At 26.3% G+C, this 16,068-nt stretch carries 17 protein-coding genes; 11 read left to right on the top strand and 6 right to left on the bottom strand.

Annotated features, from left to right (window positions below; translation table 11 throughout):
• The first annotated feature begins 1 nt into the window (after position 1).
• From glpK to rplT, 6 genes are all read left to right on the top strand, one after another.
• Positions 2 to 1,507, top strand: coding sequence for a glycerol kinase GlpK (gene glpK / locus H0H53_RS00895; protein WP_185870655.1), 1,506 nt, complete (start codon positions 2 to 4; stop codon positions 1,505 to 1,507).
• Between the two features lie 127 nt (positions 1,508 to 1,634).
• The gene (locus tag H0H53_RS00890) at positions 1,635 to 2,378 is read left to right on the top strand and encodes an MIP/aquaporin family protein (RefSeq protein ID WP_185870654.1); all 744 of its coding nucleotides are present in this window, start codon (positions 1,635 to 1,637) and stop codon (positions 2,376 to 2,378) included.
• Between the two features lie 78 nt (positions 2,379 to 2,456).
• Positions 2,457 to 3,713 (top strand): threonine--tRNA ligase, encoded by a 1,257-nt coding sequence (thrS, locus tag H0H53_RS00885; RefSeq protein ID WP_185870653.1) that lies wholly within the window; start codon positions 2,457 to 2,459, stop codon positions 3,711 to 3,713.
• A gap of 119 nt (positions 3,714 to 3,832) precedes the next feature.
• The gene (infC, locus tag H0H53_RS00880; protein ID WP_317168600.1) at positions 3,833 to 4,297 is read left to right on the top strand and encodes a translation initiation factor IF-3; all 465 of its coding nucleotides are present in this window, start codon (positions 3,833 to 3,835) and stop codon (positions 4,295 to 4,297) included.
• Between the two features lies 1 nt (position 4,298).
• Positions 4,299 to 4,487 carry a 50S ribosomal protein L35 gene (rpmI, locus tag H0H53_RS00875; RefSeq protein ID WP_185870652.1) on the top strand — a complete coding sequence of 63 codons (189 nt, stop codon included), beginning with the start codon at positions 4,299 to 4,301 and terminating at the stop codon, positions 4,485 to 4,487.
• A gap of 3 nt (positions 4,488 to 4,490) precedes the next feature.
• On the top strand, positions 4,491 to 4,841 hold the full coding sequence (rplT, locus tag H0H53_RS00870) for a 50S ribosomal protein L20 (RefSeq protein WP_185870651.1): 351 nt from the start codon (positions 4,491 to 4,493) through the stop codon (positions 4,839 to 4,841).
• A 13-nt stretch (positions 4,842 to 4,854) separates the two neighbouring features.
• Here rplT and def read toward each other — a convergent pair whose 3' ends face one another.
• Both def and ruvX read right to left on the bottom strand, forming a co-directional pair.
• Positions 4,855 to 5,424, bottom strand: a complete 570-nt coding sequence (gene def / locus H0H53_RS00865; protein WP_185870650.1) for a peptide deformylase — start codon at positions 5,422 to 5,424, stop codon at positions 4,855 to 4,857.
• 3 nt (positions 5,425 to 5,427) lie between these two features.
• Complete coding sequence (gene ruvX / locus H0H53_RS00860) at positions 5,428 to 5,847, bottom strand: Holliday junction resolvase RuvX (protein ID WP_185870649.1); 420 nt, start codon at positions 5,845 to 5,847, stop codon at positions 5,428 to 5,430.
• An 86-nt stretch (positions 5,848 to 5,933) separates the two neighbouring features.
• Between ruvX and H0H53_RS00855 the strand changes: the two genes are divergently transcribed.
• From H0H53_RS00855 to H0H53_RS00840, 4 genes are read left to right on the top strand one after another with little or no spacing between them, the layout of a single operon-like run.
• A complete protein-coding gene (locus tag H0H53_RS00855) occupies positions 5,934 to 6,755 on the top strand; it encodes a 2,3,4,5-tetrahydropyridine-2,6-dicarboxylate N-succinyltransferase (RefSeq protein ID WP_185870648.1) in 822 nt (273 codons plus the stop codon).
• 5 nt (positions 6,756 to 6,760) lie between these two features.
• On the top strand, positions 6,761 to 7,354 hold the full coding sequence (locus tag H0H53_RS00850) for an L-threonylcarbamoyladenylate synthase (protein WP_185870647.1): 594 nt from the start codon (positions 6,761 to 6,763) through the stop codon (positions 7,352 to 7,354).
• Positions 7,355 to 7,359: 5 nt separating this feature from the next.
• A complete protein-coding gene (locus H0H53_RS00845) occupies positions 7,360 to 8,781 on the top strand; it encodes a CCA tRNA nucleotidyltransferase (protein ID WP_185870646.1) in 1,422 nt (473 codons plus the stop codon).
• Between the two features lie 6 nt (positions 8,782 to 8,787).
• Complete coding sequence (locus H0H53_RS00840; RefSeq protein ID WP_185870645.1) at positions 8,788 to 9,795, top strand: DHH family phosphoesterase; 1,008 nt, start codon at positions 8,788 to 8,790, stop codon at positions 9,793 to 9,795.
• Here H0H53_RS00840 and H0H53_RS00835 read toward each other — a convergent pair.
• From H0H53_RS00835 to H0H53_RS00825, 3 genes are read right to left on the bottom strand one after another with little or no spacing between them, the layout of a single operon-like run.
• Positions 9,779 to 10,342, bottom strand: coding sequence for a thioredoxin family protein (locus H0H53_RS00835; protein WP_185870644.1), 564 nt, complete (start codon positions 10,340 to 10,342; stop codon positions 9,779 to 9,781). The two genes, H0H53_RS00840 and H0H53_RS00835, sit on opposite strands and share 17 nt — an antisense overlap.
• A 46-nt stretch (positions 10,343 to 10,388) precedes the next feature.
• Positions 10,389 to 11,186 carry a zinc ribbon domain-containing protein gene (locus H0H53_RS00830; protein WP_185870643.1) on the bottom strand — a complete coding sequence of 266 codons (798 nt, stop codon included), beginning with the start codon at positions 11,184 to 11,186 and terminating at the stop codon, positions 10,389 to 10,391.
• A gap of 20 nt (positions 11,187 to 11,206) precedes the next feature.
• On the bottom strand, positions 11,207 to 12,310 hold the full coding sequence (locus H0H53_RS00825) for a Nif3-like dinuclear metal center hexameric protein (protein WP_185870642.1): 1,104 nt from the start codon (positions 12,308 to 12,310) through the stop codon (positions 11,207 to 11,209).
• Between the two features lie 77 nt (positions 12,311 to 12,387).
• Between H0H53_RS00825 and lipA the strand changes: the two genes are divergently transcribed.
• Positions 12,388 to 13,242, top strand: a complete 855-nt coding sequence (gene lipA, locus H0H53_RS00820) for a lipoyl synthase (protein WP_185870641.1) — start codon at positions 12,388 to 12,390, stop codon at positions 13,240 to 13,242.
• A gap of 39 nt (positions 13,243 to 13,281) precedes the next feature.
• On the opposite strand, the gene H0H53_RS00815 is transcribed toward lipA, so the two are convergent.
• Entirely contained in the window at positions 13,282 to 15,885 is a 2,604-nt protein-coding gene (locus H0H53_RS00815; protein WP_185870640.1) for a UvrD-helicase domain-containing protein, read from the bottom strand.
• Positions 15,886 to 16,068 lie beyond the last annotated feature (183 nt).

The following is a 16,068-nucleotide window of genomic DNA, read 5'->3' as shown; positions in this document are numbered from 1 at the left end:
TATGCTTATGAAAAAATATGTGCTATCATTAGATCAGGGAACGACTAGTTCTAGAGCTATTATTTTTGATAAAATTGGAAACATTATTTCTGTTGCTCAAAGAGAATTGACACAAATTTATCCTTATCCTGGATGGGTAGAACATAATGCAGAAGAAATATGGTCTACGCAAGCTTCAGTTGCTTTGGAAGCCGTTTTAAAGGCAAATTTAGAAGGAGAAAATATTGTTTCAATAGGAATTACTAACCAAAGAGAAACCACTGTTATATGGGATAAAAAAACAGGAGAACCTATTTTTAATGCTATTGTTTGGCAAGACAGACGGACATCAAATTATTGTGATCAAATCAAATGTGATGGATTGACTGAAATGATTAGAAAGAAAACAGGCCTTATTATAGATCCATATTTTTCTGCCACTAAAATTAAATGGATTTTAGATAATGTTCCAGGTGCTAGAAAAAAAGCTCATTCTGGAACATTAGCTTTTGGAACTGTAGATTCATGGTTAATTTGGAATTTAACCGGAAAAAAAATTCATGTTACAGATGTAACTAATGCATCTCGTACCATGCTTTTTAATATTCATACACTGAATTGGGACCAAGAATTAATAGATTTATTTGATATTCCAAAAACAATGCTTCCAGAAGTTAAATCTTCTAGTGAAATTTTTGGATATACAACAGGTCATATTCTTTCTCATAAAATTCCTATATCTGGAATTGCAGGAGATCAACAAGCTTCCCTTTTTGGTCAAATGTGTACGAAAATTGGAATGGTAAAAAATACTTATGGGACGGGTTGTTTCATGTTAATGAATGTAGGAGAAACCCCGGTTTTTTCTAACAATAATTTAATAACTACCATTGCTTGGAAAATAAAAGATCAAGTTCAATATGCTTTAGAAGGAAGTGTTTTTATTGCAGGGGCTGTTGTTCAATGGCTTAGAGATGGATTAGGTTTATTATTATCTTCTAGTGAAGCGGAAACACTTGCTTCTTCTGTAGAAAATACAGAAGGAATGTATATGGTCCCAGCTTTTTCTGGGTTAGGAGCTCCTTATTGGGATCAACAAGCAAGAGGGACTATTGTTGGAATTACAAGAGGAACTTCTTCTGCTCATTTTGTACGAGCAGCTTTGGAAAGTATTGCTTTTCAAAATATGGATGTTCTTAAAGCTATGGAAGCAGATTCTGGAATTTCTATCAAAGAACTTCGTGTAGATGGAGGAGCAACAGTAAATAAATTATTAATGCAATTTCAATCTGAAATTTTAAATGTCAAAGTTGTAAAATCTAAAATATCTGAACTTACAGCAGCTGGAGCTGCTTATTTAGCAGGATTAGCAGTCAATTATTGGACAAGTCTTGAAGAGATTCAAGACAAATGGCAACTAGAACAAGTTTTTGAACCAAAAGGAATGTCAAGTCGTTGGGAACGAATTCAAGGTTGGAAAAGAGCAATAAAAACAACTCGTTCTTGGTCTTCTAGTAATAAGGAATAGATAGGTAGGTGGTTGGTGAACTTATTCTATTCCTTTTACTACTACTATTTATTTTCCTTATTCCTCTTACTCCTAAACTAACTTAACTAAAAAACTAATATTTTTTTTATTTATTTTATATTTGAACATGACAAAAATATATGCAGAAATAATAGGAACAATGATACTGGTTTTTTTAGGAAATGGAGTTGTAGCAAATGTAATTCTGTCTAAAACTAAAGGACATGAAGATGGAGGATGGTTGACTATTTCTATTGGATGGTCTTTAGCTGTTTTTATGGGAATTTTAGTTTCTGCTCCTTATAGTGGAGCACATTTAAATCCATCTGTGACAATAGGTTTAGCTATAGTTGGTAAGTTTAACTGGGATCTTGTCCCTTATTATATTATTTCTCAATTTATAGGAGCAATGTTAGGATCTTTATTAGTATGGATTTTATATAAAGATCATTTTTTAGAAACTAAAAATGAACAAGATAAATTATCTGTTTTTGCTACAATTCCTTCTATAAAAAATTTTTTTTCAAATTTTTTAAGCGAAGTCTTTGCTACTTTTGTTTTTGTATTTGTTTCTTTCTTTCTTACAGAAGAATTGATTTTTTTAAATGAAAAAAAATATTCTATTGTAAAATTAGGTTTTTTAGGAGCTTTTCCATCAGCTTTAATTGTATTGGGAATTGGGTTATCCTTAGGAGGAACAACTGGATATGCTATAAATCCTGCTCGTGATTTAGGACCAAGAATCATACATTCTATCATTCCAATACCTGGAAAAGGTAAAAGTAATTGGAATTACGCTTTCATTCCTGTATTAGGACCTATTGTAGGAAGTATAATTGCTTCTGTATTATATTTATTCTTTTTTTTATAATAAGTTATATTATAAGAAAAAACTCGTAACTTCTTTTAGAGTTATTAAAAAAATTTTTTTCTGGTTTTTTTTAAGTGTATGTCAGATAAATCTTCAGTTTCAACTTCAACAAAAGAAGATCCAAATATAGTAGTAGATCACAGAAAAATAGGTAAAAAACTAAAATTTTTTATTTTTTCTGATAGAGTAGGAAGAGGATTACCATTATGGTTGCCTAGAGGAACAATTTTTAGAAAAAATTTAGAAGAATTTTTAACCAATATTCAAAAAAAATCAGGATATGAAATGATTATTACTCCACATATTGGACATAAGAAATTATATGTTATTAGCGGACATTGGAATAAATATGGAGAAGATAGTTTTCAACCTATTCAAACTCCTAGCAAAAAAGAAGAATTTCTTTTAAAACCAATGAATTGTCCTCATCATTGTGAAATTTATAGTTCACAGGAATGGTCTTATCGTGATCTTCCTAAACGTTTTGCAGAATTTGGAACAGTATATCGTTATGAACAAACTGGAGAACTTCAGGGTCTGACAAGAGTTAGATGTTTTACACAAGATGATGCACATATTTTTTGTACATATGATCAATTATTAGAAGAATTTAAACAAGTAATAAATTTAGTTTTTTACGTATTTCGTCGTCTAGGTTTTTTAGAGTACACAGTGAGAGTCTCTCTTAGAGATCCAAAAAAAACCTATCTTGGATCAGAAAAAAATTGGGATAAAGCTGAAAAAATTATTTTAAGAATAGTTCAAGAAGAAAAAATACAAGCATCTATAAATTATGGAGAAGCTGCTTTTTATGGACCAAAATTGGATTTTCTTATCAAAGATTCTTTGGGGAGAAACTGGCAACTAGGAACTATTCAGATAGATTTTAATTTACCTGAAAGATTTAATTTGTCTTATAAAGGAAAAAATAATGAAAAACATCGTCCCGTAATGATTCATCGTGCACCTTTTGGTTCCTTAGAACGTCTTATAGCTATTCTCATAGAACATACAAAGGGAAATCTACCTTTATGGTTAGCTCCTAACCAGGTAGTTATACTTCCTATAAGTGATAAATATATAGTATATGCAAAAAAAATTTTAAATTTGATGATAAATAACGATATTCGTGTATTTATTGATAGTAGAAATGAGAAAATTAATAAAAAAATAAGAGATTCGGAAGATCATAAAATTCCCTATATGGTTATATTAGGAGAAAAAGAAGAAAAAAATGAGATGATTTCACTTAGACGTCATGGGTTAGGTCACATGGGATTATTCACTATTCCTAATGGAATAGAAACCATTTTTAAAGAAAAAGAATTTAATTAAATATATCTATCATTATAAAAAAGAAATTTTTAAGAGGAAAGAAAAAAGTTTTCCGTCCACTACCACAAAAAAAAGAGGGACATAGGATCAATGAAAATATTGATTTCCATGAAGTTAGATTGGTTGGTGTAGATTCTTTTATAAAAAATGGAATTTACTCTATTCAAGAAGCTCTTCAACTTGCTAAAGATAAAGAATTAGATTTGGTTGAAATCAATCCTAAATTGAATCCACCAGTATGCAAAATATTGGACTACAAAAAGTTTTTGTATGAACAAAAAAAGAAAAAAAAACAATTTAAAGCAAAACAAGTTAAAGTTAATACTAAGGAAATACGATTTGGGCCCCAAATCGGGGATCATGATGGAAAAGTAAAAATAAAAAGTGCTGAAAAATTTTTAATGCGTGGAGATAAAGTGAAAGTATTTGTTTTTTTTAAAGGACGTTCTATCGTGTACAAAGATCAAGGAAAAATAAAATTGTTAAAATTTGCAGAAGAAATTGAAGAATATGGGAAAGTAGAGCAAATGCCGGTTATGGAAGGAAAAAGAATGTATATGATATTATCTCCTAAAAAATTTTAATATGCCTAAATTAAAAACAAAATCAGGATCAAAAAAAAGATTTAAAAAAACATCTAATGGATATCTCAAAAAGAAACATGCGTTCAAAAATCATCTTTTAACCAAAAAATCGAAAAAGAGAAAAAGAAATCTTTCTAGATTTTCGATATTGAAAAATTCAGATCAAAAAAATATAAAGAAACAACTTTAACTTATGCCTAGATCTACAAATGCAGTTTCCTCTAGACGAAGAAGAAAAAAAATACTTAAATTAGCAAAGGGTTTTTATGGAGCAAGAAGTAAAGTTTATACAGTTGCTAAAAATGCTGTGGAAAAATCTTTTAGTTATGCTTTTTCAGGTAGAAAAAAAAAGAAAAGAGATTTTAAATCTCTTTGGATTCAACGTATTAATGCAGGAATCCGTAAACATGGTGGAATTTCCTATTCTGTTTTTATGAAAAAATTATCCGATAAAAAAATTAAAATCAATAGAAAGTTTCTTTCCGATTTTTCTATGAACGATCCAGAGACTTTCAAAAAATTAGTTGATCATATTATTTCATAATTTTATATCATAGTCATTTTTTTTGTACTGTTTTTAATAGATTAATTAGTTTTCTTTTTGCTAATTTTTTTTTCATGTAAGAAAAATAATCTATAAAAAGTTTTCCATTAAGATGATCATATTCATGTTGAATCACTCGAGCACATATCCCTTTAAAAATTTTTTTCTTTTTTTTCCAATTATGATCATAATATTCTATTAATACATGAGATTTTCTCTTTACAAATCCCATGATTCCAGGAATGCTAAGACATCCTTCGTAAAATTGACATTCTTCTCCATAAGATTTTAAGATTCTAGCATTAATAAAAACCTCTTTATAATTATTATCTATTTTTTTACCATATTCTAAATATGTCGTCGTTTCTACTTCGATTATGAAAAGTCTTATATTTCTTCCAACTTGAGGAGCTGCTAATCCTATTCCTTTGACTGTGTGCATAGTTTCAAACATATCTTTTATTAATTGATTGATTTCTTTTTTTTTTATTCTCCTATTCCTATTGCAAAAGGAAAAAATATCGATATCTATACATTTTTTCCTAAGAATAGGATTACCATAAATGACTATAGGTAAAACCATACCTTATTTTTTTTCTATTTTTTTAAGATAAGATTGCAGAATGAGAATAGCACTAATTTGGTTCAAAATTATTTTTTGTTTTCTTTTTTTTTTTTTGAATCCTAATTCAATCATAGTATAAAAAGCCATTTTAGATGTAAACCGTTCATCTAATCGTTCTATAATAATTTGAGGATATTTTTTATGAAATTTATAAATAAATTTTTGAATAGATTTTTCTATTAAAGCATTTTTGTTATTTAATGTTTTTGGTAATCCTATAACAATTTTTTCTATTTTTTCATTATCTATAAGCATAGATAAAAAATTCATTAATTTTTGAGTAGGGATTGCATTTAGTCCAAATGCAAATATTTTTTCAGAATCTGTTATAGATAATCCAGTGATTACATTTCCATAATCTATTCCCAATATTTTTGTCATTCTTTCTTCTTAAAAAACAAAGATATACTTGTTATCTTATTTATTTTTTACTACTTTTGTTTTTTTATAAAAAAGATTTGTGAAAAGTGGAGAATCTGAAAATTAAAATAGAAAAAGCTTGGAATAATAAGAAAGAGACGTGGAATACAGATAGTAATATCCAAAATGTGGTCCTTGAAGTTATTGATCATATAGAACAAGGAAATATAAGAGTTGCTGAATTTTCAAGTGGAAAGTGGATAGTGAATGAGTGGGTAAAAAAAGCTATAATAATATACTTTTCTATTAGAAAAATGAATGTATTCAAATTAGGACCATTAGAGTTTTATGATAAAATTCCTATAAAAAATAAATTTAAAGATAAAGGAATTCGTGTAGTTCCTCATGCTGTAGCTCGTTATGGTTCTTATATTTCTCCTGGAGTCATTTTGATGCCTTCTTATGTAAATATAGGATCCTATATAGGAGAAAATACGATGATAGATACATGGGCAACAGTAGGAAGTTGTGCTCAAATTGGAAGTCGTGTTCATATAAGTGGAGGAGTAGGAATAGGAGGAGTTTTAGAACCAATACAAGATTCTCCAGTAATTATAGAAGATGATGTTTTTATTGGATCTAGATGTATTTTAGTAGAAGGAGTTCTTATAGAAAAAGAAGCCGTATTAGGAGCAAATGTTGTCTTAACTTCATCTACTAAAATTTTGGATGTGACAAATGAAGAACCTGTTGAGATGAAAGGAATTATTCCTAAATCTTCTGTAGTGATCCCTGGATCTTATCCAAAAAAATTTCCTTCAGGGATATATCCTATTCCATGTGCGTTAATTATAGGAAAAAGAAAAGAGAGTACGAACAAAAAAACTTCTTTAAACGAAGCGTTAAGAACACATAATCTTGTGAATTAATTATTATGTTTTTTTTTTATAGAGAAATAAAAAAAAGTGTAACTTTTTTAAAAAGGGGAAAGTGTTTATTATATCCTACAGATACCGTATGGGGATTGGGATGTGATGCTTTTAATTTACATGCTGTAGAGAAAATATATAAAATAAAAAACAGAAATCTTTCTAAAAATATGATACTTTTAGTGGAAAGTATGGAGCGTTTATCCGAATTAGTAAAAGAGATTCCTGATTTAGTTATAAAATTAATAAATGAGAATTATTCTCATAGGAAAAAACCCATTACTATTGTATACGAGAATATTCGTAAAACAGTTACGAATTTATTTAGTAAAAAAAATAAAAGCAATACTCTAGCTATCCGTTTAACAAAAGATCCATTTTGTGCTCATTTAATTAGAAAATTAGATAGACCAATAGTCTCTACTTCTGCTAATTTATCAGGATTTCCTCCTCCTCAATCTTTTTCTGAAATTAATCCTTCTATTTTAAATCAAATAGATTATGCAGTGAATTTTCGTAGAAAAGAAAAATCTAGATATAATGGTTCTTCCATAATTAAAATTGTTTCAAATAATAAGATTAAAATATTACGGATGTAATTTCCATGAAATTAGTTTCTGCTCTTCATAATAAGGAAATATTTCGCATTGTTAGTCGTTCAGCCAAGAAGATACAACAAGATTGTTACGTCGTAGGTGGTTATGTTCGTGATTTTTTATTAGGTAAAAATGATTCCAAAGATTTAGATATTTTAACTATAGGAGAAGGAATTCTCCTAGCAAAAGAAGTTTCTAAATATATAAAACCTTCTCCTAGAATAAATATATTTAAACGTTTTGGAACTGCTATGTTAGAGTATAATAATCAAAAAATAGAATTTGTAGGATCTAGAAAAGAATCGTATTGTTCTCATAGTCGTCATCCTGTTATAGAATTTGGATCATTACAAGATGATCAAAATAGAAGAGATTTTACAATTAACGCCTTAGCTATTAGCTTAAATGAAAATAATTATGGGGAATTGATAGATCCATTTGGAGGGTTGTTAGATTTAAAAAGAAAAATTTTAAAAACTCCATTAAATTCAGATATCACTTATTCTGATGATCCATTACGAATGATGAGAGCAATTCGTTTTGCGACTCAACTTCAATTTTTTATTGAAGAATCTTCATTTCTATCTATTCAAAAAAATAAAAATAGAATCAATATTGTTTCTATAGAAAGAATTATAGACGAATTCAATAAGATTCTTTTATCTAAAAATCCTTCTATAGGATTATTTTTATTATATAAATCTGGATTATTATCAATAATATTACCAGAACTAACATTGTTGCAAGGAATAGAGGAAAAAAACGGATATAAACATAAGGATAATTTTTATCATACTTTACAAGTAGTAGATAATATCAGTAAAGAAACCAATTCTATTTGGTTAAGATGGGCCGCTTTACTTCATGACATAGGAAAATCTTATACTAAAAAATTTTTACCAAAAATAGGTTGGTCTTTTCATTCGCATGAATTTGTAGGATCCAAAATGGTTACGAATATTTTTAAACGTTTAAAGTTACCAAAAGGAATCCCTCTGAAGTATGTAAAAAAAATGATACAACATAGTTACAGGCCTATTGCATTAATAGAAAAAAATACTAGAGATTCTGCTATACGTAGATTATTATTTGATATGGGGGAAGATATAGGAGATTTAATCAAATTATGTATAGCAGATATCACTACAAACAATCTAGAAAAAAAGAAACAATATAAAAAAAATTTTTGTCTTTTAATGAAAAGGATTAAACAATTAGAGGAAAAAGATCGTATAAAAAATTGGAAATCTCCTATATCAGGAAATGATATTATGAAAGCTTTCCATATTCATCCATGCAAAGAAATAGGGATCATAAAAAATTTTATTAAAGAATCTATTTTAGAAGGAAAAATATCCAATGAATTTCATTCTGCTTATTTCATGATGTTAAAAAAAGGAGAAGATTTAGGATTGAAAAAAAATAATTAAAAATATATGTTTTTTTCTAGCATTAACGGAAAAAAGAGAAAAAAAATTGTATTATTACCACATGTTCATCCAGATGGAGATGCTTTAGGTTCTTCTTTAGCTCTTTTATTTTATTTCAGAAAACTTAAACATGATGTAGATTTAATATCTCCTACAGAATATTCTGAATTTTTAAAATGGCTTCCTGGAAGTAAAGATATTATTGTTTTCTCAGAAAAAACTCAATCTTTGGTAAAAGAAAAAATTATAGATTCCGATTACATTTTTTTTATAGATTTTAACAATTATTCCAGAATAAATACTATAAATAAATTTTTTTTATTTTCTAAAGCAAAAAAAATATTAATAGATCATCATCCATATCCATTTTCTTTTGATTTTATGTTTTCAGATCCAACAGCTTCATCTACCAGCATTTTAGTATTTAGATTAATATCTGAAATGAATCATTTAGATAAAATCGATAAAGAGATAGCTACGTGTTTATACGTTGGTATAATGACGGATACAGGTTCTTTTCGTTTCCCTTCTGTGACGTCTGAAACTCATTTTATTGCAGGAAAATTAATAGAAAAAGGAATTAACATAGAAAAAATATACAATCATTTACACGAAAAATACAACGAAAATAGGTTAAAACTTTTGTCTAAAGCATTAAAAAAATTGAAAGTGATAGAAAAATATCGTACAGCTTATACAAGTATTAATGCATCGGATATTAATTTTTATCCCTACAAGCAAGGAGATACAGAAGGGATTATTACTTATGGATTAGGAATAAAAAACATTGTTTTTTCTGTTTTCTTTTTTGAAGAAAAAAAACAATATCCAATTAGAATTTCTTTTCGTTCAAGAGGTCATTTTGATGTCAATCAATTTGCTAGAAAACATTTTGGAGGAGGTGGACACAAAAATGCTGCAGGAGGAACGTTAGAAAAAAGTCTTTCCGAATCTATTGATTATTTTTTAAATATAATTCCTAATTATTATAAAAATCTTATGTTTTCCATTTAATATTACAACCAGAACTAGGTTTTGTAATAATATTTTTGATTTCTCTTCCATTTATTATAAGATCTTTTAATATGTTTCTGACATCGTATCCTGTAACTGGGATTCCATTTGTTGGTCTAGAATCGTCTAATTGTCCATGATAACATAATTCTCCTGTTCCATTAAATATGAAAAATTCAGGAGTACATTGAGCTCCATAATATTTGGCAACTTCTTGTGTTTCGTCAAAAAAATAAGGAAATGGATAACGTAATTGATGAGAGATTTCCTTCATTTTTTCAGGAGAATCTTCCGGATATTTTTCTATATCATTAGAATTTATAGCTAAAAAAGAAACTCCTTTTTTGGTATAATCATTCGTTAAACGAACTAATTCTGCATTAATATGTTTAACATACGGACAATGATTGCAAATAAACATAATTACAGTTGCCTTATCTGAAAAAAAATTTTTTAAAAATTTTTTTTTACCAGAGTTTGCCTCCAACAATTCAAAATCTTTTATTTTGATTTTTTTTCTTTCATTGGAAGAGTAAGTACGTACCATAATTTTATTTTTTTGTAGTATTGATTTTCTAAATAGAGAATTTTTTTTACTTTTTCTGTTTTTTTGAACAAAAAATAAAAGATTTTTTTTTTTCTTCTTCAGCTAATTCATAATCTATTAATATTCTTCCACTATGTTCATCTATTAACAGTTTATTCCGTTGTATAAGTTCTGAATATTTTTGAGGAGTAATTGCTAAATAAGATCCTAAGGGAGCTCCTCTTTGTACTGGAGCAACAGCTATCCCATTTTTTACACCCTTTCTTATTTTTTTATAAATTTTTAATAAACTATTATCTAATTTTTTAGAAAAAAAAATAGATTTTTCTAGTAAAATCTTTTCTTCTTTTTCATTTTCTAAAAAAATCTGATTTAATTCTTTTTTTTTATGAAAAATATGCTCTTTTTTATTTTTTAATATTTCCTTTTTTTTTTCTAAAATTTCTTTTTTTTTATGAATATTTAGATGAATTTCTTTGATTTTTTTCTTAGATAATTGAATTTCTAATTTTTGATAAGAAATTTCTTTTTCGAGTGAATATAATTCTTTGTTATTTTTTCTTATATTATTCTTTTGTTTTTCATATTTTCTTATGAATAAATCTGATGATTTAACGACTTTGTTTTGTCTATCTATATTCTCTTTGAGAGAAAGAATATCGTGATGAATATTTTTTAATTTTTTTTTCATTATTTCAAGTTCTTCTTCCAAAATTTTTATTTCTATGGGAATATTGATTCGAAAATTTCGTATTTCATCTATACGAGAATCTATTAATTGAATATTATATAAAACTCTTAATTTATCTACTACAGTTACAGCTGATTGTTTCTTATTTTCCATTTTTCCATAATATTTTTTTTTTAATAGAAATATTTAACTGGATTAGTATGTATTTCTGATTCAAAAATAGAAATATGAACAAATTTTTTTTTTAAAAAATATTTTAGTAAATGCTTCGTGCATTTTTCAGATTCATAGTGTCCTATATCTACAATCAAAATTTTATTTTCTGATTTGAAAAAATCATGATATTTTAAGTCAGATGAAATGAATACATTCGCTTTTTCTTTTATCGCAGTTTCAATTCCAAAACTTCCTGAACCTGCTATCATTGTTACCTTTTTTATTTTTTTTCCTGTAAATGGAGAATGTCGTATACATGGTAAATTCATTTTATTTTTTAAATAAATAAGAAAATCGTATTCATTCATTTCTTCTGTAAGAAATCCTACCACTCCTATTCCTAGATAAGAACTTATATTTTCAATATTATAAATTTCGTAAGCTATTTCTTCATAAGGATGACTTGTAAAAAGTGCTTTTTTGATTACATTTAATTTATGATATGGAAAAATAACATTAATACAAGTTTCTTTTTCCATATGAAAAACACCTTTTTTTCCAGAAAAAGGTTTGGTTTTTTCGTTTCCCATGAAACTTCCAAATCCATCAAAATTATAACTACAATGACTATAATTAGAAATATTCCCAGCTCCTGCCTCAAATAAAGAATTTCTTACTTTTTCTGCATGAGAGATAGGAACATATGTTGTTAATTTTTTCATAATTCCTTTTCTAGGAAGCAAAACTTTTTCTCTATTAAATTCCAACAGTTTGGATAAATAAGAATGAGTTCCTTCCCATATAGAGTCTAAATTGGTATGAATTATATAAATTGCTATATTATATTTTATTGCAGAAATTATTACTCTTTCTGAAAAAGTATTTCCAGTTAAACTTTTGATTGGTTTGAAAAGGATAGGATGAAATGAAATAATAAAATTACATTTTTTATTTATAGACTCAATAATGACTTCTTTCGTAATATCTAAAGTGATGAGAATATTTTTTATTTTTTGATCATATGATCCTACGATTAAACCTATATTGTCATAGGATTCTGCATATTCTATAGGAGCTAAATCCTCTAATTGATAAATAATATCTTTGACTAATATTTCCATAAAAAAAACACAAAAAAAACGAACAAATTTATAAAAAAAATTAATTTGATTCTAATCTAATAAAAAAAATAATGACCATGAATATAATTAAAAAAAAACCTAGTTGGATAAAAGTAAAACTTCCAATGGGGAAAAATTATAATGAATTACAGAAATTAGTTTCTTTACACAAATTGAATACGATTTGTCAAAGTGGGAATTGTCCTAATATAGGAGAATGTTGGGGAAAAGGAGTCGCTACTTTTATGATTCTAGGAAATATTTGTACAAGATCTTGTCGATTTTGTGGAGTTCAAACAGGACGTCCTGAAAAAGTAGATTGGAAAGAACCAGAAAAAGTGGCTAAATCTATTAAAATATTGAAAATTAAACATGCGGTGATTACTTCTGTAAATAGAGATGATTTAAAAGATATGGGTGTTTCCATATGGATAAAAACTATAAAAGTAACTCGTGATCTTAATCCATCTATTACAATAGAAACATTAATTCCTGATTTTAAAGGAGAAAAAAAAATAATAGATCAAATCATTAATATAAAACCGGAAGTTATTTCTCATAATGTAGAAACAGTTTCTAGATTAACAAGAAAAGTTAGGATTCAAGCTAAATATAATCGTAGTCTTGAAGTTTTACAATTTATTAAAAAAATAAATAAGAGTATTAGGACAAAAACAGGAATCATGTTGGGATTGGGTGAAACAAAGAAAGAAATATTAGAAACAATGAGAGATATAAAGAATTCTAAAGTTGATATTTTGACATTGGGACAATATTTACAACCTTCTTTTAAGCATTTCCCTGTTCATTCTTTTGTTTTACCGGAACAATTTCAAGAATATAAAAAAATAGGATTGGAAATGGGATTTAAATATGTGGAAAGTGGACCTTTAGTCCGATCTTCTTATCATGCAGAAAAACATGTTCAATAAAAAAACAAAAGAACATAACAACAAACTAAAATATATTTTTTATTTTAATGAAAAATTTTTTTCTTCTCCAAAAGAATACTGAAATTTTTTTTTATTCCATAATTTTTTTTCACGTAAAAAGTTTTTAATGTAAAAAGATACAGATTTATCATTTTCATATTTAGAAAAAATAAATAATTGTTCTACAGAACGGGTTGTTGCAACATATAACAAATTGAGGTTATCAAACCTAATATTTGATAAATAATCCTCATAAAAATTTTTGATATAATTATCATCTATCTTTTGAAAAGAGGCTTCTATTTCTAAATAGAGCGCATTTAATCCATGATATAAATGAGGGGGAACATTAATCCATGATCCTTCTTTTTTTTTCCTTGAACTTGAACAAGCATTCCAGTCTGTGAAAGGAAGAAGGACAACAGGAAATTGTAATCCTTTAGACTGATGAATAGTCATAATGCGAATAGCATCTATATTATCAGAAACAATAATGCTTTCTTTTTTTTTTTTGAATTCCCAAGATTCTAAAAAATCTATAATGGAATTCCCTACACTTTTCATTGTTCTATGAATAAAGTCTAAAAAAGAATAAATTGATGAAGTCTTATTATAATAAGAAGATTGATTGTTGTTGAAAAAACCTAATGATTGAATTACTTGTTCTGCTAGATCATAGATAGATTGACGATATAAATTATTTAAGTCGAATGATTTTTTTTGAAAAAAAATTTTTTTCAAAAAAATATTTAATGGTAAAAAAATAATTTCCATCAAAAAATCATGATTTTTTTTTCTAGTACAAATTAATTTATTTTGTAACAATAACAAAATCAAATAAGCTCTTTTTTGATAACAATGAGGTTTGATAAGAACATAAAAAAAAGAAATAATTATTTCTATTTCTAAATGATTCTTTATAAGAAGTGATACGGAAGTATTTACAATAAATCCATCTCTGATAAGTTTTTCAGATAAAAAATTTCCTTCTTCGTTACTTCTAACTAAGATAGCTATGTTCGATAATTTGTACTTTTGTTTTAACAATTTTTTTATTCTATTTTTTATGTGTAAATAAACATATTGTTTATAATTATTTTTTTCTACACAAAGAAAATTTAATTCAACATATCCTCCAGGTTTTTTTAATATTTTTTGTTTGGAATTCTTATAGATATTTTGGTAAATGGAAGAATGAAAAATTTTAGATACAGATTGATAAAGGGAATTGTTAAATTTTACAATTTCTTCATAACTGCGAAAATTAGTTTCTATCGTAAAAACTTGTTTATGATAAGATTTGGATGAATAAGAAATTAAATTAAGAAATTGCTTAGGATCTCCACCTCTCCACCTATATATAGATTGTTTAGGGTCTCCTACGATCATAGCTGAACCATTTTCTGATAAAGCATTTTCAACTAAAATTCTAATATTATGCCATTGTAAAAATGAAGTATCTTGAAATTCATCTATAAAATAATGTTTATATTGGATTCCCATTTTTTCATAAATATGAGGAAATGGTTCTTGAATAATCCTTTCATAAAGGATTTTATTTAATTCTGCATTTAAAAGAATTTTCCTTTCTTCTTTTAAGGAATGTAATTCTTTTTCTATTTCATGTATTATTGATAAAACACTAAAATTTTTTAAAAAAAGTTTATCTAAAAGATAGGAAGAAATGTCTTTTTTGTATAGAGATTTTGTTTCTTGATATAAAAGAAGTATTTTATCTCTATTTTTAGAGATCAATGTTTTTTGATCTATATCTATCCATTTACAATATAATATCCCCATATGAATAAACTTTTCAAGTCTTTTATTAAAAGGATTTATAAAAAGATCTCCTTGACATAATTTTTTGAAAAATCTAGGTAAATCTGAATGAAAAAATGAATGTTTTTGAATGGATGTTTTTTTCAAAAATTCAAAAAACTTTTTTCCTTGTTTTTTGCATTTTTTTTCAAATTTTTTAGTTCTGTTTAACAAAGTTTTTTTTAGGAGAATCAGATCATGAAATGAATACATTTTTATTTTTTTTATAGGAAAAAAACTATTTTCTTCTACTATAAGGGAAGCAATTTTAAACAGTTCATTTCGTATATCCCAATTTTTTCCTTCTTTTAATTTTTCCAAGGTAAATTGTACCAAAACATTTGACCAAGTTTCTGAATTTGTGAGTCTTAATAGCAGATTGTCAATTATTTTCAATAAAACCCTATTGGTATCCATTTCTAAATCTATATTTTTTTTGTAGAAAAAAGATAGAATAGTTCTATAAGTAAATTTGTCTATAGTACTTATAGAAAAAGAAGAAAAATCATGTAAAATGGCAGATAATATTTTTTTAGCACGTTTGGATAGCTGATATTTTGTTAGTTTTAAATCTTTTTCAAAATGAGAGAATAAAGAACGATATTCTTCACTAACTTTTTGATTAGAAAATTCTTTTATACATTGTAATATGCGTCTTCTCATTTCTTCAGAAGCCTTATTTGTAAAAGTTAAGGCTAAAACACGTTTAAATTCATCGTTATGAACGCTTTTGAATAAGATATAAAGATAATTTTTTACCAAAAAAAAAGTTTTTCCCGAACCGGCTGATGCGTTGTATATTTTTAAAGTTGCTGGAGTCAGCATAATAATAAATTGATTAAATGATCATGACAGATATAAAACGATATAGATAGATATACGTAAAAAAAAATGAAAAACATGTATATTATAATCAATTACAATTATTATTATTAATATTTGGTTTCATTTCAATTATGGTATATCATACTTAATTATTATGTATTATATTATATATATAAAATATTT

The organism is Blattabacterium cuenoti, assembly GCF_014251955.1.
In the GTDB taxonomy this organism is placed as follows: domain Bacteria; phylum Bacteroidota; class Bacteroidia; order Flavobacteriales; family Blattabacteriaceae; genus Blattabacterium; species Blattabacterium cuenoti_L.
Note: the sequence above shows the minus strand (reverse complement) of the source record. Positions and strands in the feature narration are given on the sequence as shown.

Bases quoted from the DNA above. Each gene is read 5' to 3' on its own strand.
- H0H53_RS00825 (WP_185870642.1), bottom strand. From the start codon at position 12,310: ATGGAAATATTAGTCAAAGATATTATTTATCAATTAGAGGATTTAGCT.
- H0H53_RS00835 (WP_185870644.1), bottom strand. From the start codon at position 10,342: ATGGTACGTACTTACTCTTCCAATGAAAGAAAAAAAATCAAAATAAAA.
- H0H53_RS00845 (WP_185870646.1), top strand. From the start codon at position 7,360: ATGAAATTAGTTTCTGCTCTTCATAATAAGGAAATATTTCGCATTGTT.
- thrS (WP_185870653.1), top strand. From the start codon at position 2,457: ATGTCAGATAAATCTTCAGTTTCAACTTCAACAAAAGAAGATCCAAAT.
- lipA (WP_185870641.1), top strand. From the start codon at position 12,388: ATGAATATAATTAAAAAAAAACCTAGTTGGATAAAAGTAAAACTTCCA.
- ruvX (WP_185870649.1), bottom strand. From the start codon at position 5,847: ATGACAAAAATATTGGGAATAGATTATGGAAATGTAATCACTGGATTA.
- glpK (WP_185870655.1), top strand. From the start codon at position 2: ATGCTTATGAAAAAATATGTGCTATCATTAGATCAGGGAACGACTAGT.
- H0H53_RS00840 (WP_185870645.1), top strand. From the start codon at position 8,788: ATGTTTTTTTCTAGCATTAACGGAAAAAAGAGAAAAAAAATTGTATTA.
- H0H53_RS00890 (WP_185870654.1), top strand. From the start codon at position 1,635: ATGACAAAAATATATGCAGAAATAATAGGAACAATGATACTGGTTTTT.
- H0H53_RS00830 (WP_185870643.1), bottom strand. From the start codon at position 11,186: ATGGAAAATAAGAAACAATCAGCTGTAACTGTAGTAGATAAATTAAGA.
- rpmI (WP_185870652.1), top strand. From the start codon at position 4,299: ATGCCTAAATTAAAAACAAAATCAGGATCAAAAAAAAGATTTAAAAAA.
- def (WP_185870650.1), bottom strand. From the start codon at position 5,424: ATGGTTTTACCTATAGTCATTTATGGTAATCCTATTCTTAGGAAAAAA.
- rplT (WP_185870651.1), top strand. From the start codon at position 4,491: ATGCCTAGATCTACAAATGCAGTTTCCTCTAGACGAAGAAGAAAAAAA.
- H0H53_RS00815 (WP_185870640.1), bottom strand. From the start codon at position 15,885: ATGCTGACTCCAGCAACTTTAAAAATATACAACGCATCAGCCGGTTCG.
- H0H53_RS00850 (WP_185870647.1), top strand. From the start codon at position 6,761: ATGTTTTTTTTTTATAGAGAAATAAAAAAAAGTGTAACTTTTTTAAAA.